The sequence below is a fragment of the Bradyrhizobium sp. WD16 genome (assembly GCF_024181725.1).
GTDB lineage: Bacteria > Pseudomonadota > Alphaproteobacteria > Rhizobiales > Xanthobacteraceae > Bradyrhizobium_A.
In genome coordinates this window covers 2733479-2756082 of sequence record NZ_CP028908.1, presented here as the reverse complement: position 1 = coordinate 2756082, position 22604 = coordinate 2733479, and the positions used below count along the sequence as shown (strand labels likewise).

General features: G+C 65.2%; 21 protein-coding genes. 8 read left to right on the top strand and 13 right to left on the bottom strand.

The window, feature by feature from the left end:
* Nucleotides 1–138 precede the first annotated feature (138 nt).
* A complete protein-coding gene (locus DB459_RS12750; protein ID WP_253713213.1) occupies nucleotides 139–345 on the bottom strand; it encodes a hypothetical protein in 207 nt (68 codons plus the stop codon).
* Here DB459_RS12750 and DB459_RS27590 point away from each other — a divergent pair.
* Nucleotides 332–601, top strand: a complete 270-nt coding sequence (locus DB459_RS27590; RefSeq protein ID WP_371926939.1) for a hypothetical protein — start codon at nucleotides 332–334, stop codon at nucleotides 599–601. The genes DB459_RS12750 and DB459_RS27590 overlap by 14 nt on opposite strands.
* Nucleotides 602–815: 214 nt before the next feature.
* On the opposite strand, the gene DB459_RS12740 is transcribed toward DB459_RS27590, so the two are convergent.
* The gene (locus tag DB459_RS12740; RefSeq protein WP_256519372.1) at nucleotides 816–1991 is read right to left on the bottom strand and encodes a DUF3095 domain-containing protein; all 1176 of its coding nucleotides are present in this window, start codon (nucleotides 1989–1991) and stop codon (nucleotides 816–818) included.
* A 293-nt stretch (nucleotides 1992–2284) separates the two neighbouring features.
* Between DB459_RS12740 and DB459_RS12735 the strand changes: the two genes are divergently transcribed.
* Together DB459_RS12735 and DB459_RS12730 are read left to right on the top strand one after the other, a co-directional pair.
* Nucleotides 2285–2677, top strand: coding sequence for a DUF2147 domain-containing protein (locus DB459_RS12735; RefSeq protein WP_253713212.1), 393 nt, complete (start codon nucleotides 2285–2287; stop codon nucleotides 2675–2677).
* 516 nt (nucleotides 2678–3193) lie between these two features.
* The gene (locus DB459_RS12730; protein ID WP_253713211.1) at nucleotides 3194–4108 is read left to right on the top strand and encodes a hypothetical protein; all 915 of its coding nucleotides are present in this window, start codon (nucleotides 3194–3196) and stop codon (nucleotides 4106–4108) included.
* A gap of 416 nt (nucleotides 4109–4524) precedes the next feature.
* Here the strand turns inward: DB459_RS12730 and DB459_RS12725 are convergent, their stop codons facing one another.
* The 4 genes from DB459_RS12725 to DB459_RS12710 form a co-directional block, all read right to left on the bottom strand.
* Entirely contained in the window at nucleotides 4525–5340 is an 816-nt protein-coding gene (locus DB459_RS12725) for a class III extradiol ring-cleavage dioxygenase (protein ID WP_253713210.1), read from the bottom strand.
* A 330-nt stretch (nucleotides 5341–5670) separates the two neighbouring features.
* Nucleotides 5671–6714 (bottom strand): GGDEF domain-containing protein, encoded by a 1044-nt coding sequence (locus tag DB459_RS12720; protein WP_253713209.1) that lies wholly within the window; start codon nucleotides 6712–6714, stop codon nucleotides 5671–5673.
* Between the two features lie 146 nt (nucleotides 6715–6860).
* A complete protein-coding gene (locus tag DB459_RS12715; RefSeq protein WP_253713208.1) occupies nucleotides 6861–9338 on the bottom strand; it encodes a bifunctional diguanylate cyclase/phosphodiesterase in 2478 nt (825 codons plus the stop codon).
* A complete protein-coding gene (locus DB459_RS12710; RefSeq protein WP_253713207.1) occupies nucleotides 9335–10114 on the bottom strand; it encodes a substrate-binding domain-containing protein in 780 nt (259 codons plus the stop codon). Before DB459_RS12710 ends, DB459_RS12715 begins: the two co-directional genes overlap by 4 nt.
* Nucleotides 10115–10345: 231 nt before the next feature.
* On the opposite strand from DB459_RS12710, the gene DB459_RS12705 reads away from it, so the two are divergent.
* Entirely contained in the window at nucleotides 10346–11509 is a 1164-nt protein-coding gene (locus DB459_RS12705) for a hypothetical protein (protein ID WP_253713206.1), read from the top strand.
* A gap of 8 nt (nucleotides 11510–11517) precedes the next feature.
* Here DB459_RS12705 and DB459_RS12700 read toward each other — a convergent pair whose 3' ends face one another.
* The gene (locus DB459_RS12700; protein WP_253713205.1) at nucleotides 11518–12165 is read right to left on the bottom strand and encodes a GntR family transcriptional regulator; all 648 of its coding nucleotides are present in this window, start codon (nucleotides 12163–12165) and stop codon (nucleotides 11518–11520) included.
* A gap of 183 nt (nucleotides 12166–12348) precedes the next feature.
* Here DB459_RS12700 and bioB point away from each other — a divergent pair, with 183 nt between their 5' ends.
* Nucleotides 12349–13362 (top strand): biotin synthase BioB, encoded by a 1014-nt coding sequence (gene bioB, locus DB459_RS12695; RefSeq protein WP_253713204.1) that lies wholly within the window; start codon nucleotides 12349–12351, stop codon nucleotides 13360–13362.
* Nucleotides 13363–13424: 62 nt separating this feature from the next.
* On the opposite strand, the gene DB459_RS12690 is transcribed toward bioB, so the two are convergent.
* Nucleotides 13425–13937, bottom strand: a complete 513-nt coding sequence (locus DB459_RS12690) for a helix-turn-helix domain-containing protein (RefSeq protein WP_253713203.1) — start codon at nucleotides 13935–13937, stop codon at nucleotides 13425–13427.
* 10 nt (nucleotides 13938–13947) lie between these two features.
* Nucleotides 13948–15270: an SCP2 sterol-binding domain-containing protein gene (locus DB459_RS12685; RefSeq protein ID WP_253713202.1), complete on the bottom strand. Its 1323-nt coding sequence runs from the start codon at nucleotides 15268–15270 to the stop codon at nucleotides 13948–13950.
* A gap of 132 nt (nucleotides 15271–15402) precedes the next feature.
* Between DB459_RS12685 and DB459_RS12680 the strand changes: the two genes are divergently transcribed.
* Entirely contained in the window at nucleotides 15403–15906 is a 504-nt protein-coding gene (locus DB459_RS12680) for a MarR family winged helix-turn-helix transcriptional regulator (RefSeq protein ID WP_253713201.1), read from the top strand.
* Entirely contained in the window at nucleotides 15873–16760 is an 888-nt protein-coding gene (locus DB459_RS12675; protein WP_253713200.1) for a DMT family transporter, read from the top strand. The genes DB459_RS12680 and DB459_RS12675 overlap by 34 nt, the downstream gene beginning before the upstream one ends.
* 565 nt (nucleotides 16761–17325) lie before the next feature.
* Here the strand turns inward: DB459_RS12675 and DB459_RS12670 are convergent.
* The 3 genes from DB459_RS12670 to DB459_RS12660 form a co-directional block, all read right to left on the bottom strand.
* Nucleotides 17326–17949 (bottom strand): HD family hydrolase, encoded by a 624-nt coding sequence (locus DB459_RS12670; RefSeq protein WP_253713199.1) that lies wholly within the window; start codon nucleotides 17947–17949, stop codon nucleotides 17326–17328.
* A gap of 401 nt (nucleotides 17950–18350) precedes the next feature.
* Nucleotides 18351–18926, bottom strand: coding sequence for a helix-turn-helix domain-containing protein (locus DB459_RS12665; protein WP_256519371.1), 576 nt, complete (start codon nucleotides 18924–18926; stop codon nucleotides 18351–18353).
* Nucleotides 18927–19011: 85 nt separating this feature from the next.
* Nucleotides 19012–19860 carry a helix-turn-helix transcriptional regulator gene (locus DB459_RS12660; protein ID WP_253713197.1) on the bottom strand — a complete coding sequence of 283 codons (849 nt, stop codon included), beginning with the start codon at nucleotides 19858–19860 and terminating at the stop codon, nucleotides 19012–19014.
* 176 nt (nucleotides 19861–20036) lie between these two features.
* Here DB459_RS12660 and DB459_RS12655 point away from each other — a divergent pair, with 176 nt between their 5' ends.
* Nucleotides 20037–21002, top strand: coding sequence for an SDR family NAD(P)-dependent oxidoreductase (locus tag DB459_RS12655; RefSeq protein ID WP_253713196.1), 966 nt, complete (start codon nucleotides 20037–20039; stop codon nucleotides 21000–21002).
* A gap of 83 nt (nucleotides 21003–21085) precedes the next feature.
* Here the strand turns inward: DB459_RS12655 and DB459_RS12650 are convergent, their stop codons facing one another.
* Nucleotides 21086–22573, bottom strand: a complete 1488-nt coding sequence (locus tag DB459_RS12650) for a PLP-dependent aminotransferase family protein (RefSeq protein ID WP_253713195.1) — start codon at nucleotides 22571–22573, stop codon at nucleotides 21086–21088.
* Between the last annotated feature and the right edge of the window lie 31 nt (nucleotides 22574–22604).

Genomic DNA, 22604 nt, shown 5'->3' with positions numbered 1-22604 from the left:
CAGTTTGCGGGCAATGCAGCGACTGCGGCGGCATTGCCGCGCTCCGGCGGCCGCACATCGATCAGCATCTGCATGAGGCCGGCGACAACGCCGATCAGCGCCGCATCCTGCCAGGCGCGACCGTAACTGCCGAGACCATCATAGATAATCCCGCAGCGCCGGGCGCCGAGGAACGATGCAGCGCAGGATCGAATTGAGGGTGTTCATCAGCCAGGGGATGACCACTCCGCCAAAGAAGATCTCCACATAGGCGGCGAACAGCTTCTGATATCTCTTCGGCGGCCTCGGCCGGGCCAATCTTTCGGCCGCGCCGCTGCGCTGCCACGCCAGCATGCTCTTCGACATTCTCAAGGTCGGCGCCGTTGCCTGTCTATCGCCCCTGCAGTCGGTGCTCGCCGTCACCATCTTCGCCCATATGATGGCGCGCTTCGGCACCGAGATGCTGGCCGGCTACGGCATCGGCGCGCGGCTGGAATTCATGCTTGCGTCGATTGGCTTCGCCGTCGGCGTCGGCTCGGTGCCGACGGTCGGCATGGCGGTGGGAGCCGAACGGATCGGCCCCGGGGCGTCGCCTGGACGGCCGGCCTCGTTTCTTTCGTGACCATCGCCGCTGTCGGCCTTGTTGTCGCGACGTGGCCGCGGCGCTGGATCGATCTCTTCACCAGCGATCCGGCCGTGATCGACGCAAGCGCGCTATTTGCGCTTCGCCGCACCCTTCACCGCGTTCATCGACCTCGGCTATGCCGCCGTGGTGAAGTTCGCGCCTTGGGGCGCCGCGACCGCGCCCACCGGCCGGAGATGAATGGAGACCACCGTCACGAACGAGCTGAAGGCGCCGCCGCCTTCAGCGCCACGGCGGCGGAGGCATAGCCGCCACGGGCGCCGTCGATGAAATGCACATGATCGCTGCGGAGCGCACTCGGCGTGAAGCAGGTCATCATCGCCGCATCCTGGCGATGCAGACCAAATTGCACGCTGCCGGCCGCCGCCGCGCTCTCCAGCCGTCGCTGCAATTCGTCGGCGAGTTCCGGCGTGCAGTCGACCACCATGCGCAGCGCATCATCGTATTTGCGGAAATCGGAATTGACGACCAGTTGCTGACAATAGTCGGCCGGCGAGAATCCGCCGACCTTCAGATCGAAGCGCATGATCAGATAGGCGAACAGGGTGAAGCCGAGCAGTTGCGCCGTGCGCAGCAGCAGTGGCCCGCGCCGGCTGGCCCGGGCTTCCAGGTCGAGGCCCTGTGGCGGCCAGCCAAGTGGCGGCCCCTGCGGCGGCACCGGTCGGCCGGCGTCGGGGCTGCGTTCGATCAGCCGAATGAGACCTTCGATGATGCGGCGATATTCATCGGCAGAGCCGTCGCGGCCCTGCACCACGAGCAGCGACAGAATGAGGCCGCGGCGCGCCGGGATCTCGGAAAAGCGGCAAGACAGCCCGGAAAGATCGGGCAAGCCGTCCGGCGCCGGCGCAACGGCGAATTCGCCTCGCTTCATCGCCGCTTCGGCGAAGGCGAGACCGCCGCCGGAGAACATCGCGTAGGCGACGAAGGGCGACGGCGCATAGCGAGCCACCTTCACATCCCGGCCGGCGGCGCGAATCGCTTCGAGGGGCACCAGGGCGACGCGCATCTCGAGATCGAGGTCGCGATGGACCCAACCGGAGGTCGCGGCGAGCGCGTCGCGCGCACGCGCCGCCTCGTGCGGCGGAACGGCGAAGCTCGCCCCGTCACCGCCGAAGACGAAGGGAAACTCCCGACCGTCCAGGGCATTGGTGAGTGCCGCGATCACCGCGGCACCGGCCATGTTGACCGCCTTGTAGCGCTTTGCCGCGATCGCCCTGGTCGATTCGACGATGTCGGCGACACCGATCAGCCAGCCGTCCGGCAGCGGCGCATAGAGCGCCGGGTCCATCAGCCTGTCAAAGCTGTGGAAAAGCGGGAAGTTGCGGTAGAAGTCGGCCTGCGTCCGCGCCTCGTCGCCCGCCTGCGGCATTCGCCACCCTCCCGCGTCAATGCCCCGGGATCTCTCCGATCATGCGATCGTATCAACCAGATATGCCCGATCCGCAGGATGCCGGGGTGCCGGCGCCGCGCCAAGCGGGCGGCACTCAAACAAAGGTCCGTGATACCGCCGGCGCGCGGCCGCGATCAATCACCGCAGCCCCTTTGGAAATCTTTTGAAATCCGATACATCAAGGCTCCGCCGGTTAAGGCTTCTCATCAGGTTGACCAATGCACTTCAGCTTTCGTCCATTTTCTGCCGCTCTGCTTTTCATTGCTCTTTTAATGCCTTCGGTGCTTTTCGCCGCCGACAACGGTCCCGTCGGGGTCTGGCTCACTCAGGCCGGCGATGCCCGCGTCCAGGTCAGCCACTGCGGTGGCAAGCTTTGCGGCAAGGTGATCTGGCTGAGGGACCCCATCGACAAGGCGACCGGAAAGCCCCAGGTCGACGACAAGAACCAGAATCCCGCCCTGCGCAACCGGCCGATCATGGGCCTGCAGCTGTTCATCGACATGGCGCAGACGACGGCCAATGCCTGGTCCGGCCGCATCTACAATGCCGACGACGGCCAGAGCTACGACAGCACGATCACCGTCGCCGGCCCCTCGCGACTCGATGTGCGCGGCTGTGTCGGCCCGCTGTGCGGCGGCGAAGCCTGGACGCGCGTCGGCCGCTAGTGCGGTGGATCTGACGCTCGTATCAGCATTGCAGCGAATTCGTCGTACGCGCGTCGGATCCAAAACCGCACTCGAATCATAACTATGCTGGAGCCTTCTCCGCTCCGATGGAATCGGAGCGGAGGCTCTAGATTTTTGTTTTGACGCGTTTTCTTCGCGCGAACCTGTATCCACTTCGCGGGAAAACGCTCTAGTGTGGCGTCTCGCAATTGCCTACCGCCTTTGCGGCAAGCCTCTCGTAGGCAATTGCGAGACATAAGCCACACTAGCACTTTGATTTTGCAAGTGTCCCTTTGGCTCTAACGTTCGTACGAGTGCTCGCTGCAAAGGGAAGCGAACGTTAGAACCGGGACACTAGCACGGCGTCTTCCGGACACGAATTTCGGAAAGCGGGCACCAGGTGCAGTGTCCCAGGAGGTTGTCCATCCGGCCCAGACCGAGGAAGGCAAGGTTGCTGCTGACAAACCGGACGCTTGCCATTAGCCTGCATGCCTCTCGCACCCGGACGTTGCGTGCATGTCCAGCGCGGCCGACCTCGTCAGTTTTCATTCGAGCCGTCGGCGGCGGACGGCGATGGTGGTCTGCACCCTGGTCGTACTGGTTTCCAGTGCCCCCGCCTTCGCCGCCGAGGCCGACGAAGATGACGACGCCAAGCCCGCCTCGACCGTGCCCAATCTCTATCTCGACATGCGCACCAACTTCACCTCGCTGCCGGCCGGCACGTTCGGCATCGGTCTCGGCAGCAGCTTCCCGGTGCTGTCGTTGCTGGCGTCCAACAACGCCCTGCCATCGGGATTTTCGCGCCAGGGCGTCAGCATCGACCTGCCGGTGACGATCGACCTCAACGACCGCATCTCGGTCTATGGCGGCATCACGACGCTGACCACGCGCAGCGACCTGACGTCCTGGAGCAGCATGGCCGCGGACAGCTGGAACGTCGGCGTGCAGGCCGACGTGATCCAGCAGAACGGCGGCGTGCTACCCGCCGTGACCGTGCAGGCGAGCCTGACCCGTTCGGTGTCTCTCAGCCTCTTCTCCACCACCCAGTTCACCGGCATCGCCGAGGCGAATTACGCGCTCGACAAGGACGAGACCCGCGGCCTGCTGTTTGGCCTGCGCGCCGTGACCGTGCACGTCGACAGCCCGCTCGCCCATGTCGATCCGGCCTATGCCGGCTATGTCGGGGCCTATTACCAGTGGGACAACAACTGGAAGCTGACCGGCCGCGCCGGGCTGCAGACCTTCGGCGGCGGCACACTCGCCGGCATCGCCCAGTTCCAGTCCTTCACCGAGCCGGTGCTGCGCTTCGACCTCGACCTCATGGACGACAACGACAACCGCCTGTTCGGCGTCACCGCTGAAATCGACTGGATGCCGAAACCGACCTTCCAGCTCACATTGCGCACCCCGCTTTATGCGGTGCGTCACTAGTGTCCCGGTTCTAACCCTCGTATCCCTTTGCTGCGAGCACGCATACGAACGTTAGAACCAAAGGAAAACTAGTATAGCTATGATTCCAGTGCGGTTTTGGATTTGACATTCGCAACCCGCTTGGACGCGGGCATGAGAAGCGAATGTCAAATCCATAAACAAATTGATATTCTTAGTGGCGGCTGAAAGATCATCGCCGCTCAGGCAAGGCCGGCGCCATATCGCAGCACCTTGGCGTATTGCGGATGCAGCGCAGACCCGTCGCAGCGCCGCCGCGATCACCGCGCCAAGTGGCTTGCGTCGCCGTCGAGGCTGCCAGCGCGCGGCCGAGCACGCCGAGGGCGGAGAGGAGAACGCCGACCGACACGAACCTTCGCGCCGCCCCCTTGAGCCGTGGCGATCGTCTGCCCGTGTGCTCAGCCGAAGGCGTAGCCCGAAATCGCCTTGCCGCCGATGACGTCGTGGAAGACACGCCTGCCGACATCGTCGCCGCCGGCGCCGGCGGCGACCATCAGGGGCAGCAGGTGCTCCTCGCGCGGGTGGCAGAGCCGCGCGGCGGGTGCCCGCGCCCAGTCGGCGAGCTTGCGATTGCGCACGGCAGGATCGCCATCCGTGACCGCATCCGTCAGCCAGGCATCGAAGGTCGCCGCCGCCGCCGGCTCGCCGTCGAAGAAGTGCCGCAGATTGTGATAGCTGTTGCCGCTGCCGACGATGAGGATGCCTTCATCGCGCAACGGTTCGAGCGCGGCGCCGATGGCGAGATGCAGTATCGGATCGAGCTCGTGCTGCAGCGACAGCATCACCACCGGAATCTGCGCCTGAGGATCGACGATCAGGAACGGCACGAAGACGCCGTGGTCGAAGCCGCGCTCGGCGTCCGCCGCCGTGGCGATGCCTGCCTCGCCGAGCATGCGGCGCAGCTGCTCCGCCAGCGCAGGCTCGCCCGGCGCCGGATAGCTGAGCCGATAGGTATGCTCGGGGAAACCGTAGTAATCGAACAGCATCGGCGGCGCTTGCGACGTGCTCACCGTCGGCACCGCCTCCTCCCAATGGCCGGAGATCACCACGATCGCCTTGGGCCGTGCCGGCAGCCCCGTCAGCAGCGCGGCGAGATAGCGCCGCAGGCCCTCGAACGCATTTGCCGCAAATGGCGGCCGGGAGTCGAGCCAGAAGCACGGACCGCCGCCATGGGAGAGAAAGATGGTCGGCATACGGCGGGGATCGCTGGTCATGGGCGCACTCCAATGGGCAAGGACGCAAATTGTCGGAACCCGCCGCCGCGGCAAGGGACGACATCGCCGGCCGCCATCACATCTCCGTCATTCGACGCCGGCGTCCGCTTTCCGAAGTTCGTGCTACATCGCGGCAACCTCTAACACGAACATTAGAAAGCAAAAGGCTCGTGTGGCGTCTCGCAATTGCCTATGCCCTTTGCGGCAAGCCTCTCGTAGGCAATTGCGAGACTTAAGCCACACTAGCACTTTGATTTTTCTAGTGTCCTTATGTCTCCGAATTACCGTGCGAGCATGAGGCAAATGGAGCGGTAATTCGGAGACAGGACACTAGCGACTTAAGGCAACGACGATGCGGTTTCGTCCCGCGCGTTTAGCTGCATAGAGCGCCTCGTCGCACCGCGCGATCAGCGCTTCGATCGCTTCGCCGGGAATGAACTGGGCGACGCCGATGGACACCGTGACCGGCGGCAGCTTCTCGCCGGTCGAACGCCGGACCAACTGCGACTCGGCCAGCCGGCGACGGATACGCTCGGCGATCTCGCCGCAGATCTCGCTGTCGGCGGATGGCAGCACAGCCATCAATTCCTCGCCGCCGTAGCGGGCGACCAGATCGCTCGCCCTGACATTGTCCTGCGCCGTCCTCGCGATCAGGCGCAGCACCTGGTCGCCGATCAGGTGGCCGAAACCGTCATTGAACTGCTTGAAGTGGTCGACATCCACCAGCAGGAGACTGAGCGGCTCGCCGCTCCCCAACGCCGCCATACGGGTGGCGCGCAGAAATGCATCCAGCGCACGGCGATTGGCGAGCCCGGTAAGAACGTCGGTGTTGGACTCCTTTTCGGCGGTTTCGAGGCTCTCACGAATCTTGCCGATCTCGTCAGATGTCTTGGCGAAGCTTGATTCCAGGCTCGAGGCGCGGGCCGCGGCCTTGGTCAACTCCTCGACAAGGCGCTCGACGACCGAGCAAGGACCGCCACCGTCGGCGTGACTGCCAACCTGGGCGGTCACTTCGACGAGATCGCGCGCCTGGTTGCGCTGATCGGCGGCGGCAGCGTTCAACATCTCGCGGGCACGGTCCGCGAGATGCTGAATCTGACGCGAAAGCTCATGAGCGTCCTCGCGATCGCGAGTTGAGGAGCTGGCATGGGTCAGGAACAGATCGCGGTTCACCGCGGCATCGAACCGGCGCCCGCTCGCGAGCAGGGCATCGATGGTTTTCTGCAGGTACGGCGATTCGCCCCGGCAATATTCAAACCAGACCTGAAAGTTATCCGGCGTCGGCGGCACCCGCTGCGCCGTCATCAGCGCCATGGCGGATTCGGCAGTTTCAGCCACGCTGTCGAACTCGGAATTGAAGGAAGAAGCGTTCATCAAGATCAGACCGAAGAAGCCGTCCGGCGCAAGCCAGGAAGCGGAGTTGATACCCTGTCATATTCTGCCGCCATCCGACCTGCGCTCGATCAATTCGAGATATAGGCGACGGTCGGTGCGCGGTCGGCCGGCGTTGATGCGGCCAATCAGGCGGCGCGGTGAAACTCGCGATCGATCCGATCGAGCAAGGCCAGCACCTCGCTGCCGGGAACCGCCGGACTGAACAAATAGCCCTGGGCTTCGTCACAGCCTTCGTTCTGGAGGACCTCGAGCTGGGCTCTGGTTTCGACGCCTTCGGCCGTCGTCGTCATGCGCAGGCCGGAGGCAAGCCCGATCACCGCGTGAACGATCGGCAGGGCATCGTCGCCGCTGTCCAGCCCCCGGATGAAGCCCTGATCGATCTTGATCTTGTCAAAGGGGAAGCTGCGCAGATAGCTCAGGCTCGAATAACCAGTGCCGAAATCGTCCATGGCGATCTTCACACCGAAGCCGCGGATCTGATGCAGCGTCTCATGGATCGCGAGATCGTCCTGAAGCAGGACGGTTTCGGTGATCTCGAGTTCGAGCCGGCGCGGATCGAGCCCGGCCTCGCCGATTGCGCAGAAGACGTCCTGAACGAGATCGGCGTCCCTGAACTGCGCCGCAGAGAGGTTGACCGCGACGTGAACATGCTCCGGCCAGGCCGATGCCTCCATGCAGGCCTGACGCAGCACCCACTTGCCGAGGCGATTGATCAAACCGACTTCCTCGGCGACGGGGATGAACTCGCAAGGCGATACCATGCCGCGGGTCGGATGCCGCCAGCGCAGCAGCGCCTCGAAGCCGCTCACCTCACCGCTCTTGACCCACAGCGTCGGCTGGAAATGCAGCTCGAACTGGTTCTGGTCGACGGCCCGCCGCAGGTCTATTTCGAGGGAATGCCGCGCCTGGATTCGCTCGTCCATCGCCGGCTCGAACAACCGGAACGAGCCCCGGCCACCGGCCTTGGCGCCATACATGGCGAGGTCGGCGTGTTTGAGCAATTGGTCAGCGTCGTTGCCGTGATCGGGAATCAGCACAATCCCGACACTCGCCCCGACGATCGCCTGATGTCCATTCACGTCGTACGGCTGGCTCAGACTCCTGATGATATCGCCGGCCAGGATCGTCACCGTCCCGATTTCGGCGACATCCGGCAACAGGATGGCGAATTCGTCTCCGCCCAGCCGGCTGACGATGTCGTTCTTGCCTATGCAGGCGGTCAATCTGGCCGCGACCTGCCGCAGCAGAGCGTCGCCCTCGGCATGGCCGAATGCGTCGTTGACGTTCTTGAAACCGTCAAGATCGAGGCAAAGCAAGGCCGATTTGACCCGCTCCGCACGCGCGACGCAGCCTTGCAATTCGTGATGAAACTTGAAGCGGTTCGGCAGATTGGTCAGGCCATCATACAGCGCCATATGGGCGATCCGCTTCTCGGCCTTGATCTGCTCGGTGACGTCTTCGTGGGTCTCCACCCAGCCGCCATCGGGCATGGCGCGCTGCGAAACGGAAATCGAGCGCCCGTCGGGCAGCGTGCGCCGGTACTGGTGCGTGCCGTGCCTGGGAATCCCGCTGCGGAATTGCTGATAGGCCTGATCGAGCTCCGCGCCCACGAGACCGCGTCGCGATATCCCGAGCACCTCTCGCACGGCCAGACCCGCCCTGATCAGGCAGGGCGGCACGGCATAAAGTTCGAGAACGCGCTCGTTCCACAGCAACAGTCGCTCCTGCGCATCGTACATGCACAGTCCCTGGGACATGTTATTGAGCGCCGTATCGAGATGGAGATGGGCGGCCTGAAGCTCGATGGCATTGTTCTTGAACACCTCGAGCGCGCGGGCGAGATCGCCAATTTCGTCGGACGACCGGGTGTATGGGACGGTGAGCGCGGTCTCACTGCGCGACAGCCGCAACATCACGCTGGTGAGGCGTCCGAGGCGGCGAAGAATGCGAAATTTGATCAGGATCCCGATCGGGCCGATCAGCAGGACGGCCAACAGGCCGCCGGCGCCGACCCAGATGCCCAGCCGCGTCGCGGCTTGGGACATCGAGGCGAGCTCCCGGTCGGCGGTGGCCAGCCGGTCGTCGCGCCAAGCATCGAGCCTGAGGTCGATCGCCTCGGCCGCCTTGGCGTAGGCGCCCCGCGAAACCTCGAGTGCCTGATCCTGGGAGAAATTCTCGGCAAGATACATGACGCGGTCGCCGGCCTCGGCCAGCAAGGTGAAATCGTGGCGCAGGGCGGCGTGTTGGCCTGATCCCTGCATTGTGTCCCAAAGGCCGCTCCGGTCGAGGAATTTGGCCATGTCGGCATTCAGGCGACGCAAGACTGCGCGGTTTGCCTGCAGCCGGGCCCGATCCAGATCCGCCGGCGCGGATTCGACCAGACGGCGATTCTTTTCGAACATCATTTCCAATTCGAAGCCGCTGCGCAGCGTCGCAACGCCGCTGCGAAAGACGTAATCCGCCGCCCTCCTTGTCTCCTCGGCGAAATGGATCGACGCGAGCGCCAGCAGGGCCACTGCCGCGATGGAGACGACTCGCAGAGTATAGAGCTGCACTGCCATCCGCCGCGGCGCCCGCAGGACGCGATCCCGCAAGCTGCTCATCGTTCAGTCTCCATCCGGCGCCGCATCGCTTCGATGACCCGACGGTCGTCGGATGACGGCTCGCCCAGGCTGACAAGGCTCAAGATCTGCTCGATCGGCTGATCGGTCTCGAGCTCGACGGCGCTGCCGCGTCGAACGAGGCCGAACTGGGTAATGCCGAGGGCAGCCGGCTCCTGCGCCACCACCTTGAGGATCTGCGTGCCGACCTGGACCCGGATCGCGTCGGGCGTCGAGATATGGCCGGATCCCAGCAGCGCCGCCTCGACGCTCGCCAGCACGCCGCCGCCGGTGCGCACCACCACCACCCGGATCGGCAGGTCGGCGCCGCCGAAGGCCTTCCAGTTCACCACCTCGCCAGTCAGGATCCTGCGGATGCTTGCCAGCGGCAATCTACGCACCGGATTGGCGGGATGGACGACGAAGGCCGCACGCGTCCTGGCGATCTCGGCGGCGTTCAATTGCTCGAAGGGCAGATCGGGATGAATCTCCTTGAGCAGCTGGATCTCCTTGGCGAGACCCGCCGAAATCATCGCGAGGTCGGCCTTGTGCTCGAACAGCGCAAGAAGACCGAGGCTGGATTTGTTGGGAATGATCTCCAGCCCGATGCCCGTCTCGTCCTCCACCGCCTTGGCGTGCGGCTCCACCACGGTCATGGTGAAGGTCGTCGAGCCCTGGAGCGTCAGGGCCGGCGCGGGTGCAACGAGACCGGCCGCCGCAGCGGCTGCGACGACGACGGCGACACAAGCTCTTGGCAGACAGAACGTAATACCACTCATCTTTTTCCCCCGGCCAACCATAGCGCCGGGAGAGCTAAATTCGGCTTACAAAGCACGGTTAATTTGCAGGAAAAACTGGAAATTATGCCGCGTGCAAAACCCGCAACAATGGTGGATCAGTATCTATAATTCCTATTATTCCCTATCTTTCATTGATTTTGTTTGCCGTTTATTCACTTCAATCGTCCAGGATTAGCCCGATCTGAGCACTGCAGCCGGAGGCTGAGCGCGATGGCGCAGCCGGAAGCTCCAAGCGATCCGCTGATCAACAGCTACCTGCGGCAGCTCTCGCCGCAGGTGCGCAGCCGCTTGCTCGCCGAACTCGAGCGGCTGCAACAGCTCGGCGAGGAGATCCCGGGCTCGCAGGACATCATCGCGCTTCTTCGCGGTGAATTCCGCGGCACCGCCCCTGCGCCGAACCGGATCGACGCGCCGTCGCGCTGCTTCTTCCAGCCGCTCGAGCCGGTCCTGGTCGAGTGCGCTCCCGAGCGCGCCCATGCCGGCCAGATTTCGCGCAGCTCGCTCGGCCCGATCTGGAGCTGGATCTCGGAAAAGCTGCTGCGGACGATGTGCGCGGAATACATCGAGGCGGTGAAGCACGCCATTGCCATCAATGATACGCGCGACGCGGAACAGATCGCCTCGGCCTTTCAGACCAAGGTCAGCCGCTACGTCCAGCAGATGCTCGCGACCGCCGAAGGCACCGCTGACATCCGTCATGGACTGATGCTCTATACGAGCTCGCCGGCGACGTTCGACGACCTCGTCAAGCTCATGACGGTACAGCGCGTCCACGAGGCCCTGACCGCTTTCACTGCCGGCCTGCCGCCGAAGATCCATTTTGCAAAAGACGAGTCGGTGACCAAGATTCTGGCCGCGCTCAACAAGCTGCGCAGCGCCAGCGAAGAGGCCGTTCCCTTCGCGTTGACGGTCGTCGAGAAACACCTCGATGCCAAATGGCAGATCATCGAGCTTGCGACCAAAGGCGCGAACACCAGGGAGGCGGCCAGGCTTTCGCAGATGCCCTATGCCCTCGCGGTGCAGATCGTGCTCGACCAGATCGACGACAAGAAGCAGATGCTGCAATACGCCCTGCGCAAGGACCGGATGCGGCTCGCCAAGGATCTCCTCGCCGAAATTCACACGATGGAATCCGCAATCAAGAAACGCATCGACCTGCGGGATTCAGACTGGGGGCGGCGGCTCGAAGAACTGATGGCGGCGGTCCAGCACGCCCTCGCCAATGAAGTGCGGCGGCTGCCGATCGATCACCAGCATCTGCGCCACGTGCTCGAATCCACCCATCTCGGCTCGCCTCACGAGTTGATGACCAAGGTCGCGGCAGCGGCTGAGCTCGGCCGCAGCGTCATCGCCAGGCTGCTGCCTCACGGCTGATCCGGTCATCATTCCACTCCGCCGCCTGGACCGTGTCCGCTCATGTCCGTTGAGCGTTCCAGTCCTCGGATATGCCGCTGCAGCAGCGCCACCGCCGTGGCGATATCCCGCTTCTTCAACGCGCCGACGATCTGGCGATGGGCATGGCTCGAATGCGGCCGCCACCCGGCCGACCGGCTCGCGAAGAAGACGATCCGCGAGCTGGCCAGCTGGAGTTCGTCGAGCATGGTCAGGAGCTTGCGCATCTTGCACGGCGCGAGCAGCGCGCGATGGAAGGCGCGATTGGCCAGTTCCCACTCCTCCATGGTCTGCGCCTCATCCCCCGCCTCGAGCGCGCTCTGGATCTTCTCGAAGTCGTTGGCATTCATGCGCGGCGCCGCGTGGGTCAGCGCCAGGCTTTCCAGGGCGGCTCGGATCTCGACGATCTCCTGCATGGCGGCGTGATCGAGCGGTGCCACGCGCATGCCGCGACGGGGTTCGCTGACCGCGAGGCCCTGGGCGCGCAACAGCTGAAACGCCTCCCGCGCCGGCACATGGCTGGTCTCGAACTCCGCGGCGATCCGGTCCTGGCGAAGCGGCGTGCCGGGGCCAAGCTCGCCGGACACGATCCGCTCCGCCAGCACCCGCGCAATACGCTCTGCAGAGGTTTCGGCCATCAGTCTCTCATAGATTATCTATGATATTAGTCCGTGCATCGCCGCCTTTGCGGGCTATGCTCCGCAAAAAAACAGGGATTGATAGAGCAATTATCTATGATTCCTGCAAGCCGGCGGACAGCACTTCAGCCGCGCCGGCGCAATCAATCGAAGCCACGGGCGCAGACCCCGCGAAGGAGCCCCATGACGTCAGTTGCCAGCAGCACGCCGGTCTTGGGCAGCGCGTCACCGGCGCTGTCCCCATCTCCCACCCCATGGACCCTGGCGACGGCGAGAGAGGTCTACGACGCGCCATTCAATGATCTGCTGTTCCGCGCACACACGATCCATCGTGCGCATTTCGATCCCAACCGGGTCCAGCTCAGCAAGCTGCTCAACATCAAGAGTGGCGGCTGCCCGGAAGATTGCGGCTATTGCAGCCAGTCGGCGCATAACCCGACGGGGCTGAAGGCGTCCAAGCTCATGGAGGTCGATGAGGTGCTCGCCCAGGCCCGCACGGCCAAGGCGGGCGGCGCCACGCGCTTTTGCATGGGCGCGGCCTGGCGCAGCCCGAAGGATCGCGACCTGGCGACGCTGACCGCCATGGTCGAGGGCGTCAAGGCGCTCGGGCTGGAGACCTGCATGACCCTCGGCATGCTGTCGCCATCCCAGGCCGAAGGGCTCGCCGCCGCAGGGCTGGACTACTACAACCACAACATCGACACCTCGGACCGCTTCTACGGCGAGATCGTCACGACGCGCCGCTTTGCCGACCGCCTGGAAACGCTCGGCCATGTACGCGCCGCCGGCATCAAGGTGTGCTGCGGCGGTATCCTCGGCATGGGCGAGGCGGCCGACGACCGCATCGACATGCTGGTGACGCTGGCCAGTCTCGACGAAGCGCCGGAGAGCGTGCCGATCAACATGCTGATCCCGATTCCCGGCTCGAAACTCGCCGAGGCGGCGCCGGTCGACCCGTTCGCGTTCATCCGGATCGTCGCCCTCGCCCGCATCATGATGCCGAAATCCCATGTGCGACTTACCGCCGGTCGCGCGGCCATGTCGGACGAGATGCAGGCGCTGTGCTTCTTCGCCGGCGCCAATTCGATCTTCATCGGCGACACCCTGCTGACGGCGGCAAATCCCGGCGACGATCGCGATTCGAGCCTGTTGCACCGTCTCGGGATGACGGCGGAAGTGATGGGAGAGGCTGGTTGATGGCTTAAGGCAGAGTGCTACGGTCGCTCTCGCTTGCCGACCGTCGCCGCCTTGCCGCCCTTCTACCTGTCGCGCACGCGCCGCGTCTCCTCGCCGTGTGCGATCCGCCACCTCGCGAGCTCATCCGCACCGGGGCCGGCGCGCACCTCGATGTCTGCCGCAGAAACCCTGTCGCCGGTCAGCGAATCGACCGCTTCGAGGTGGATGGGGTGGGCAGTCCGCCTGTCGACGAACTCGATCGGGACTTCCGCCGGCGCCAGCCCGCCGTGGGCATTGCCCCATTGCGCGAGGCCGAGCAGGATCGGCCAGGCGGCCTCGCCGACGGGAGTGAGGACGTATTCGTAACGCGACGGGTTGGTCTGGTAAGGGCGCCTGGCGAGCAGTCCCTGACCTTCCAGCTGGCGCAGCCGGCTCGACAGCGTGGTCGGCGGAATGCCCGTCGAGCGCGATAGATCGTCATGACGGGCGAGCCCGAGAAAGAGATCGCGCAGAATCAGCAGCGACCAGCGATCGCCGACCGCCTCCAGCGCCCGGGCGACGGGACAGACCATGTGTGCAAAGGATTTTGGCTTCATCGGCCCGCTTTCAGGCAAAGCAGCGCCCGAAGGCGCGGAACAGCCGCATGTCACCCTTGACGCGGACCTTGCGCAAGACGATCGCGGCAAGAATGTTGGCATCGCCGGCGATGATCGCCAGCCAGGCCTGCGAATCCGCGGTGATCTTCACGTCGGGCTCGCCGACATGGCCGGGCTCGACCGCGATGCGCCCATCGTGAATGCGGATGGTGGCCTGCGCCTCTTCCTTGCCGGTGAAGGTCCAGTGATAGCGGGCGGAGAGATCCTTGGCCTTGCCGCGCTGGAAGCCGAGCCGCAGGCCCGCCATGAACATCGGGATCGAGCTCGCGCGCAGCTGGCGCTTCACATGCTTGATGCGCTTGTGGGGAAAGCGCCGCACCGCATGCTCCTCCGCATCCGAGCCGGGCAGAACGTAGAGCGTCTCCTCCTTGGCGGTGAGCGGCTTGACGACGCCGGAGAGATAGCCCTTGCGGTCCTCGAGGAAGGGATTGATCACCTCCTCGCCGGCCGGACAGACGGCAATGCAATAGGCGGCCTTGTAGCCGGGCTTGAATGACAGCGACTGCCACATCGAGGTGGTTTCGCCGTCGTCGAACCGCCGGCGATAGTCGCGATGGTCCTTGGCATCCGTCAGCGCCGCGACCCAGTCGCCGAAATTGCCGAGAAACTCGCGATAATTGTGGGTGTAGCACGACATGAAATCGAAGGCGCCGTCGGACTTGATGGCACCGACCGGGCAGGCGGCGACGCACAGCTTGCATTCGAAACATGGGTTGTAGTCGATCGGCCGGTCGTAGGCGCTGGCGTCGCGGCCGATCAGCACCGTTTCGAGCAGGACGAAGCTGCCGAACACCGGATGGATGACGTTGCGGTGAAGCCCGATCATGCCGAGCCCCGCCTCGACGGCAATGGGCTTGTGCGCCACCATCCAGCCTCGTCCGGGCAACTGCACCTCCATCGGAAAGGCGCCCACCGCATTGCAGGCCGGGATGCCCTCGGCTTCGAGACGGCGGACGATCTCCCGGGCGACCTCGTTCACCGCGTCGTGGACGGCATGAAATTCCTGATTGGCGACCGAGCGCGTCGGCGAGCGCACCGGCTCGCGATTCATCCGCACCACCAGCGACAGCAGCGTGCGCGTGCCGGCAAAGACCTTGGCGATATGGCCGCGCTCGGCCTTCAGCGCCGGCCGATCGATCTCGACGAGGCCGACATCGTCGGCGCCACATTCCTTGGCAACGGCCTTCAGCCAGGTCGCGTCGAGAACCACGGCCGTCCTCGCCGCCCCCTTGGAACGAGCCTTCAGCACGGTGGGATGAGCGTCGAGATCCATGTTCGCCTCCTATAAGCTACAATAATTGTAGCGACAGGGAGGGAAAGAGCAAGCGAGCTTCCCCCGGCTCGGCATTGCCCTCGGCGATAATATTTGCGATATATTTGCGATTCGCAATTATATGGCTGCGCCGTGACCCTGCCCGCCTCCGACACATCCGCAACCCTGCATCTAAGCGCATGGTTGCCCTACCGCATGTTCCTCGTTGCGATCCAGGTCGCCCGGCCGCTCGAGCGCTTCTACGGCGAGACGTTCGGCCTCAGTCAGGCAAGCTGGCGCATCCTCGCCGTCGTCGCCGAAAGGGACGGCGCCAGCGCATCCGAGATCGGTCGCGCCTGCGCCCTCGATCCTTTCGCGGTGAGCCGCGGCATCGCACAGCTTGTCGAGTTGGGCTTCGCGACACGACGCACCGGCAAGACGGACCGGCGCCTCGCCTCCGTCACCATCACGCGCCGGGGCCGGAACGCATTCGATGACATCGCCGCCTTGGGACGCGCGATCGAGGCCGATCTTCTCGCCGTCCTCTCGGCAGATGAACGCGCCGTGATCGACGGCGCCTTGCACAAGCTTGAGGCCGAAAGCGCCCGCATCGAGACATCAGGATGGCCTTCGCTGATAAGAAGATCGAACTCGTGACGGGCGTGCTATTCGCGCTCACAGCCCTGCTGTGGGGCGGCGGCGCCCTGGCGACGGCGATGCAGGCGGGCGTGACGCCGGCGCCGTGGTCGGTCGCCCTGCGCATGGCGCTCGCGGGCGTTCTCCTGCTGGGCTATGGCCGAGTGCGCGGCGTGTCCTTGACGATCCCGCGCGCCGTCCGGTTCCACGTCGGGCTCCAGGGCGTGCTGTTCTTCGCGCTCGCCTTCATCGCCTTCTACGAGGCGACGCGGCACATTCCGAGCGGGCTCGCCGCCCTCGTCCTGTCCACATCGTCGCTGTTCGCCGCCGTGATCGGGCGCTTCGTGCTCGGCACTGCGCTGGCGCGGCGCTTTCTCTGGGGAGCGCTGTGCGGCATTGTCGGCATTGCCGTGGTCTTCGTCCCGGGGATGGGCGCGCTCGGAGCCGATAGCCAGGCCGGCTTCGCCTGGGCCCTCGTCGCGGCAATCGTCACCGCCGCCGGTACGGTCCTCGGCGCACGCAACCAGAGAGCCGGCCTGCCTAACCTCGCCGTACTCGGCTGGGGAGCCATCATCGGTGCGGCGGCGAGTGCCCTCTGGGCCTTGGCAATCGGCGCGCCCCTCGCGGCCGACATCTCGCTGCGTTACCTTCTCAGCCTGCTCTATCTGGCGGTCGCAGCCTCCTGCGTGAGCTTCATGCTGTATTTCGAACTGGTGCGCCGGCTCGGCCCGGGTCCTGCCGCCTATGTGTTCGCCACCGTGCCGCTCATCGCCCTGATCCTTTCCGCGCTGTTCGAGAACCTTCGGCTCGATAGCCACTTCCTGCTCGGTGCAGCCGCCATCCTGGCCGGAAACATGCTGGTCCTGCGGCAGTGAGCCAGAGGATCGAACATCGCCCGACCAGACGGCGACGGGCGTTCAGGAGTGCCCGCTCGTCATAGTTATTGAACCGCAGCCGCGGCGTGAAGAAGCGTTCATGGACCAGCCCGACCTGGTTCTCGACCCGCCCCTTCTTCCAGTCAGATGCCGCTTGCCTCCGCGTTTGACCGATTCGGCGTGGCTTTTGTCGAACGGCGAGGCGCGGACGCCGGCCGAAGGCGACATAAAAGCCCCCTTCAACCGCAGACGGAGGCCCCATGCGTATCGATATCGAGTTTTCATCGGAAGGACGGACCTTGCGGGGATGGCTGTATCAACCAGCCCATCATCACCAAAGCTGCCCGGCCATCGTCATAACCCACGGCTCTCCTCTGCTTGAAAGAGCAGATCGTCGTCGAGTTCTCGCCGGACCCAGGACGATCATTTTCACCGGCACCTCGGCGAGCCTGCGGCCGCGACGCGGCAACGGCCTGCACGCCATGACGAACCGCGTGGGGCTCACGGCAAGGTTGGCGCGGAGGACGGCCACGGAGTTCATCATCAGCCAGGAAGGGGCTTGCCCTCAACCGTCAGCCGGCGCGTCCAGCCGCGCCCGCGTCGCGTCATCAACCAGCCTGCGAAGCTGCCTGAGCAGCGGATGCCTGCTGGTCTGCGCCAGGCCGTAGGACAGGTTGAACGCATAGTCGAAATCAGGGGCGTTCCGTCCGACGGCGTGCTGGAGCATCGTTTCCAGCTTGTCGAATCCTTTCACCAGAACCGCTTCCGGCGTTGCCGCGGAATTGTATTCGTCCCAGAGTTCGACGATCTCCTGCTGAAGATCTTCGGGCAGGTAGGCGCACAGCGCGATCAGATCCGCCCGCTCCCGCTCGGCCTTGTCGTCACCGGAATATTGATGAATGGCCGGCACATCGCCCGAGATGGCTTCGCCGATATCATGAATGACGCAGAGTTTCAGCAGCCGGTGCTGATCGTATCCGGACAGTTCCTTCCCGAACATCATCACCATCAAGCACAGCCGCCAGCTGTGCTCCGCCACGCTCTCGGCTCGGCCGCCGGCGGTCGCGCCACTGCGAAGCGTATCCTTCAGGCGTTCCGCCGCCTGGACAAAATCGACGATGCCACGCAACCGCGAGGGTTCGATTGCAGGCTGTTCCTCGTCGTTTCTCGGCGAATACGGGTCATGCATCGTTCAGCACCGGCCAACTGATCTGGATCCCGGGATCTAGTGCGGTGGATCTGACGCTTGTATCAGTATCACAGCGAACTCTTCATACGAGCGTCAGATCCAACACCGCACTAGTGTCCTGTCTCCGAATTACCGCTTCATTTGCCTCACCCTCGCACGGTAATTCGGCGACATCAGGACACTAGCAAAATCAAAAAGCTAGTGCGGCTTATGTCTCGCAATTGCCTACAGGGGCTTGCCGCGAAGGGCATAGGCAATTGCGAGACGCCACACTAGAATCATAATCATGCTAGTGTCCCTTAGGTTCTAAGGTTCGTAGAAGTGCCCGCTGCAAGGGAAAACGAACGTTAGAACCGGGACACTAGCCCGACCCGCGCGAAAAGCGCCAGACGCCGCATATTTTATGCACGGCCGGTCCGCACACCATCCTGGACCAGCCGGACAAAGCGGCCATCCGACAGCGGGATGCGTGCGTAATGGATAGATCCCGCCCGGATCGTCAATTCGGGATGTTCCGCCCGCTCTGTGACGATGGTCACATCCGGCGCAACGGCCTCGTACCAGCCGCGCTCCGCCAGCGCCGCTTCAGCGGCCATAATGTCATCGGAGGCGAAACGCCAAAGCGAACTTCCCATCAGATCTGCGGCGCCGACGCGCCATTCGCGGGCGCGCGCCGGGGAGACCGCCAAGAGGCGGTGTGTCAGATCACAGATCAGGTGCATCGGCAGCGAGGACGTCGTCACCAGGCAAAGCACGGCCCGATCGGCGGCAGAGGTCGGTCGCGCCGCGAGCAACCGGACGAGGTGCGCCTCTTCTCTTGCATCGGGTACCAACGCTCCGGCCTCCCAGCGCGAGACGGTCGCCTGGGAGACGCCGATCTCGTCGGCCAATGCCGACTGCTTGACGCGGTTCAGCAGACGCCACCGGCGCAACGACGGGCCAAGGTGCCCGGTCGGAAATGACAGAGATGATCTCATGATATCGCACGTTCGGATGACGCCTGCTGCCCGCAGGCCGGTAATCGTGACGAAGAGGACGCGCCTCCGATCCCAACCGAGCGCTCTACGCTGCCCGGTTGAGCAGCCGTTCGAGCTTTGCCGCCGTCCGCTCCTCGTCCAGGGGCATGTAGGCGACGAGCCGCATGTCCGGCTGATCGGCGACCGCAAGGCTGGTATATTCGAAGTGCATCCGCTTCGCCTTCGGATGGTCGATGCGCTTGCGGCCGGCGAAGGGCCCCTGCACCTCGTGCCGCGGCCACCATTGTTCAAATTCCGCGCTGGCGGATTTGAGCTTGGCGATCAGCCGCTCGAAATCCGGATCGCCGGCATAGTGCACGCTGGCGGCCCGGAACATGGCGAGCGCGGCGGGGGCCAGGAGGTGCCAGTCGATCAGCAGGCGGCGATGCGCCGGATCGGCGAACACCATATGCATAACGTTGCGCTCGTCGCCGTGGCGGCGGCCGTAATCGCCGAAGACCACCGCCGCGGCTCGGTTCCAGGCGAGCACGTCCCAGCGCCGGCCGAGCACATAGGCCGGCTGTCCGGTCATGCTGTCGAGCATGCGCAGCAGCGGCGCCGGCACAGCCTCTGCCCCGGACGGCCGCAACGACGGCGGCTCGCGATCGTTGAGCAGATAGAGATGGCGCCGTTCGGCGACGTCGAGTTTCAGGGCATCGGCAAGCGCCGACAGCACTTCCGGCGAGGGACGCACGTCGCGGCCCTGCTCGAGCCAGGTGTACCAGGTGGTACCGACACCGGCGAGCAGCGCCACTTCCTCGCGCCGCAGCCCGGGCGTGCGCCGGCGAAAGCCCTCCGCCAGCCCGACGCTGGCCGGAGTCAGTCGTTCGCGCCGGCTACGCAGAAAAGCCGCGAGTTCACGGCGGCGGGCGTCGGATACGGGTCGCGCGTCCATGGCGCCATCATAGCAGTATCAGTACCGGAATAACACCGGTCCTGTTTGCAGATCTTGCGCCGTGCAACCTTGGCGCCGGATGAAAAGACCACGGCGCCACCCTGTGAGCGGATTCCGCGCCTTGCGCTATGGCGGGTGAGCGCCGCAGCCGCACGGACACCCAAGAAGGAGCGACCATGACCGACCAGCAGACACCGCTCGGCTCCGGCTTCGGGGCCCGAACCACCGCAACGCAAGTTCTCGACGGTATCGATCTCAGCGGAAGGCGCGCCATCGTCACCGGCGGCCACTCCGGCCTCGGCTTTGAGACGACGAAGGCGCTGACGCGGGCCGGCGCCGAGGTCGTCGTGGCCGCGAGAGATCCGGCTCTCGCGCGCACAACCACGGTCGGCCTGGTCGGCGTGATCATCGAGCAGTTGGACCTGTCCGATCTCGCCAGCGTAAGCGCCTTCGCCGAACGCATGCTCGGCGCAAGCCGCGGCATCGATATCCTGATCAACAATGCCGGCATCATGGCCTGCCCCGAGACGCGCGTCGGGCCGGGATGGGAGGCCCAGTTCGCCACCAATCATCTTGGCCATTTCGCGCTGACCAATCATCTGTGGCCGCTGCTGCACGGCGGCGCGCGCGTCGTCGCGGTCTCCTCCGCCGGCCACCACAATTCGCCGATGCGCTGGGACGACCCCCACTTCGCGCGCGGCTACGACAAATGGCGCGCCTATGGCCAGTCGAAGACAGCGAATGCGCTGTTCGCCGTCCATCTCGATCGTTTGGGCCGCGAGTCCGGCGTGCGGGCCTTCTCGCTCCATCCGGGCAAGATCTTCACCCCGCTGCAGCGGCACCTGACCCGCCAGGAGATGGTGACCGCCGGTTGGGTCGACGCCAGCGGCGCGCCGGCAGACCCGACGTTCAAGACGCCGGAGCAGGGCGCCGCCACCCAGGTCTGGGCAGCGACCTCACCCCGGCTCGACGGACTCGGCGGGCGCTATTGCGAGGATTGCGATGTCGCCCTGCGCGCTGAAATGGCCGGCGAGCCCTTCGTCGGCGTCCGCGCCTATGCGGTCGATCCGGAGGAGGCCGAGCGTCTCTGGGCGCTGTCGGCGGAGCTGACGGGCGTCGATGCCGTGGCGGGAAAGGCGTGATTGCGGAAACGGCAGCCGCTTCAGCGCAGCACGTATCCGCCGTCGCAATCGCTGCACTCGGCAGCGGTCGTCCGGCGCCATGGCTATTCGGTCGGGCCGACGGCGATACCCTGTCCCGGGAGCCCCGAGCGCGCCTGAAGCTCGATGGCAGCCTTCTGACGCTGTCCGCGATCCGCGCCGGCCGCGCCGATCGCCCGCCTGAGCACGGCGGCGACGCGCGGATCGCCGGACTGCGCCACGTTGAAGCGCATGAAGGCCGACGCCGTCTGCGACACGCTGAAGACGTTGCCGGGCGCCAGCACGACATTGTCGTCGAGGGCCGTGCGCGCCAGCCCGGCCGAATCGACCCCCTCTGGCAGGCGGCACCACAGATAGAAGCCGCCACGCGGCAGCAGCCACGGCCGGATGCCGAGCGGCTCGAAGCGCGCCGCGATCTTCCGCCGCATCCCGTTGAGTCGCCGGCGCAGTTCGTCCATGTGCTTGCGATAGCCGCCGCCGGTCAGCACGCGGGCGATCAGTTCGGTCGCGACCGGGCTCGGTCCGCCGAAGCTGGTGGCGACCTGGAGATCGACGAGACCTTCGATCCAGTCTGAACGCGCCGCAATGTAGCCGCAACGGACCGAGGCCGAGAGTGTCTTCGAAAAGCTGCCGATCCGGATGACGCGGTCGAGGCCGTCGAGCACCGCAAGGCGCGGCGACGGCTCCGGTTCAAAGTCGGCGAAGATGTCGTCTTCGACGATCGTCAGGTCGTGCGCCGCGGCGGCACGCAGCAGCCGATGGGCGGTCTGCGGCGACAGCGACGCGCCGGTCGGATTGTGCAGCGCCGAATTGGTGATGTAGAGGCGCGGGCTCGCGCCCGCCAGCGCCGCCTCGAAAGCCGTTATGTCCGGGCCGGACCGCGTATAGGGCACGCCCACGACCTTGACCTGATGCGCCCGCAGCAGCGCCTGGAAATTGAAGTAACAGGGATCGTCCAGCAGCACCGTATCGCCGGGCCGCAGCAGGAAGCGGCAGATCAGGTCGATCGCCTGGGTGCCCGACGCGGTCAGCAGAACCTGATCGGGCGCGGCCCCGATCCCTTCCTCGGCAAAGCGACCGAGCAGCAGCCGGCGCAAGACGGGCGAACCGCGCGTGCCGCCGTAATCGGTCAGCACCGTGTCCCCGGCCCGTGCCAGCGCCCGCATGGCGCGGCGAAGGGACGGCTCAGGCATCCAGTCGGCCGGCAGCCAGCCGCAGCCGGGCTTGAGCACCGATGCATCGGCGTCGAGCGACTGCCGCGACACCCAGAACGGATCGACAGCGCGGTCGCGCCGCGGCTCCGTCTCGGCGAGCGCCAGCGGCATGAGCCCCGCGCCCGACACATAGAAGCCGGAGCCGCGCCGGGCACGGATCAGCCCCTCGGCGGCGAGACGGTCATAGGCTTCGACAATCGTCGACGGCGACACGCCCATGGTGGCGGCGAAACTGCGGATCGACGGCAGCCGGTCGCCGGGCGCCAGCGCGCGCCCCGCCACCCTGGCGCGGATCGCGGCCATCACCTGGCCCGTGCGCGTGTCAGGTCTGTCGTCCATGTGCGGCCTGTCCCGATTGTGCGGCTGACCT

Excerpts from the sequence above, each read along its gene's own strand:
- DB459_RS27590 (WP_371926939.1), top strand. The coding sequence starts at position 332 with ATGCTCTTCGACATTCTCAAGGTCGGCGCCGTTGCCTGTCTATCGCCC.
- DB459_RS12750 (WP_253713213.1), bottom strand. The coding sequence starts at position 345 with ATGTCGAAGAGCATGCTGGCGTGGCAGCGCAGCGGCGCGGCCGAAAGA.
- DB459_RS12740 (WP_256519372.1), bottom strand. The coding sequence starts at position 1,991 with ATGCCGCAGGCGGGCGACGAGGCGCGGACGCAGGCCGACTTCTACCGC.
- DB459_RS12735 (WP_253713212.1), top strand. The coding sequence starts at position 2,285 with ATGCCTTCGGTGCTTTTCGCCGCCGACAACGGTCCCGTCGGGGTCTGG.
- DB459_RS12730 (WP_253713211.1), top strand. The coding sequence starts at position 3,194 with ATGTCCAGCGCGGCCGACCTCGTCAGTTTTCATTCGAGCCGTCGGCGG.
- DB459_RS12725 (WP_253713210.1), bottom strand. The coding sequence starts at position 5,340 with ATGACCAGCGATCCCCGCCGTATGCCGACCATCTTTCTCTCCCATGGC.
- DB459_RS12720 (WP_253713209.1), bottom strand. The coding sequence starts at position 6,714 with ATGAACGCTTCTTCCTTCAATTCCGAGTTCGACAGCGTGGCTGAAACT.
- DB459_RS12715 (WP_253713208.1), bottom strand. The coding sequence starts at position 9,338 with ATGAGCAGCTTGCGGGATCGCGTCCTGCGGGCGCCGCGGCGGATGGCA.
- DB459_RS12710 (WP_253713207.1), bottom strand. The coding sequence starts at position 10,114 with ATGAGTGGTATTACGTTCTGTCTGCCAAGAGCTTGTGTCGCCGTCGTC.
- DB459_RS12705 (WP_253713206.1), top strand. The coding sequence starts at position 10,346 with ATGGCGCAGCCGGAAGCTCCAAGCGATCCGCTGATCAACAGCTACCTG.
- DB459_RS12700 (WP_253713205.1), bottom strand. The coding sequence starts at position 12,165 with ATGGCCGAAACCTCTGCAGAGCGTATTGCGCGGGTGCTGGCGGAGCGG.
- bioB (WP_253713204.1), top strand. The coding sequence starts at position 12,349 with ATGACGTCAGTTGCCAGCAGCACGCCGGTCTTGGGCAGCGCGTCACCG.
- DB459_RS12690 (WP_253713203.1), bottom strand. The coding sequence starts at position 13,937 with ATGAAGCCAAAATCCTTTGCACACATGGTCTGTCCCGTCGCCCGGGCG.
- DB459_RS12685 (WP_253713202.1), bottom strand. The coding sequence starts at position 15,270 with ATGGATCTCGACGCTCATCCCACCGTGCTGAAGGCTCGTTCCAAGGGG.
- DB459_RS12675 (WP_253713200.1), top strand. The coding sequence starts at position 15,873 with ATGGCCTTCGCTGATAAGAAGATCGAACTCGTGACGGGCGTGCTATTC.
- DB459_RS12670 (WP_253713199.1), bottom strand. The coding sequence starts at position 17,949 with ATGCATGACCCGTATTCGCCGAGAAACGACGAGGAACAGCCTGCAATC.
- DB459_RS12665 (WP_256519371.1), bottom strand. The coding sequence starts at position 18,926 with ATGAGATCATCTCTGTCATTTCCGACCGGGCACCTTGGCCCGTCGTTG.
- DB459_RS12660 (WP_253713197.1), bottom strand. The coding sequence starts at position 19,860 with ATGGACGCGCGACCCGTATCCGACGCCCGCCGCCGTGAACTCGCGGCT.
- DB459_RS12655 (WP_253713196.1), top strand. The coding sequence starts at position 20,037 with ATGACCGACCAGCAGACACCGCTCGGCTCCGGCTTCGGGGCCCGAACC.
- DB459_RS12650 (WP_253713195.1), bottom strand. The coding sequence starts at position 22,573 with ATGGACGACAGACCTGACACGCGCACGGGCCAGGTGATGGCCGCGATC.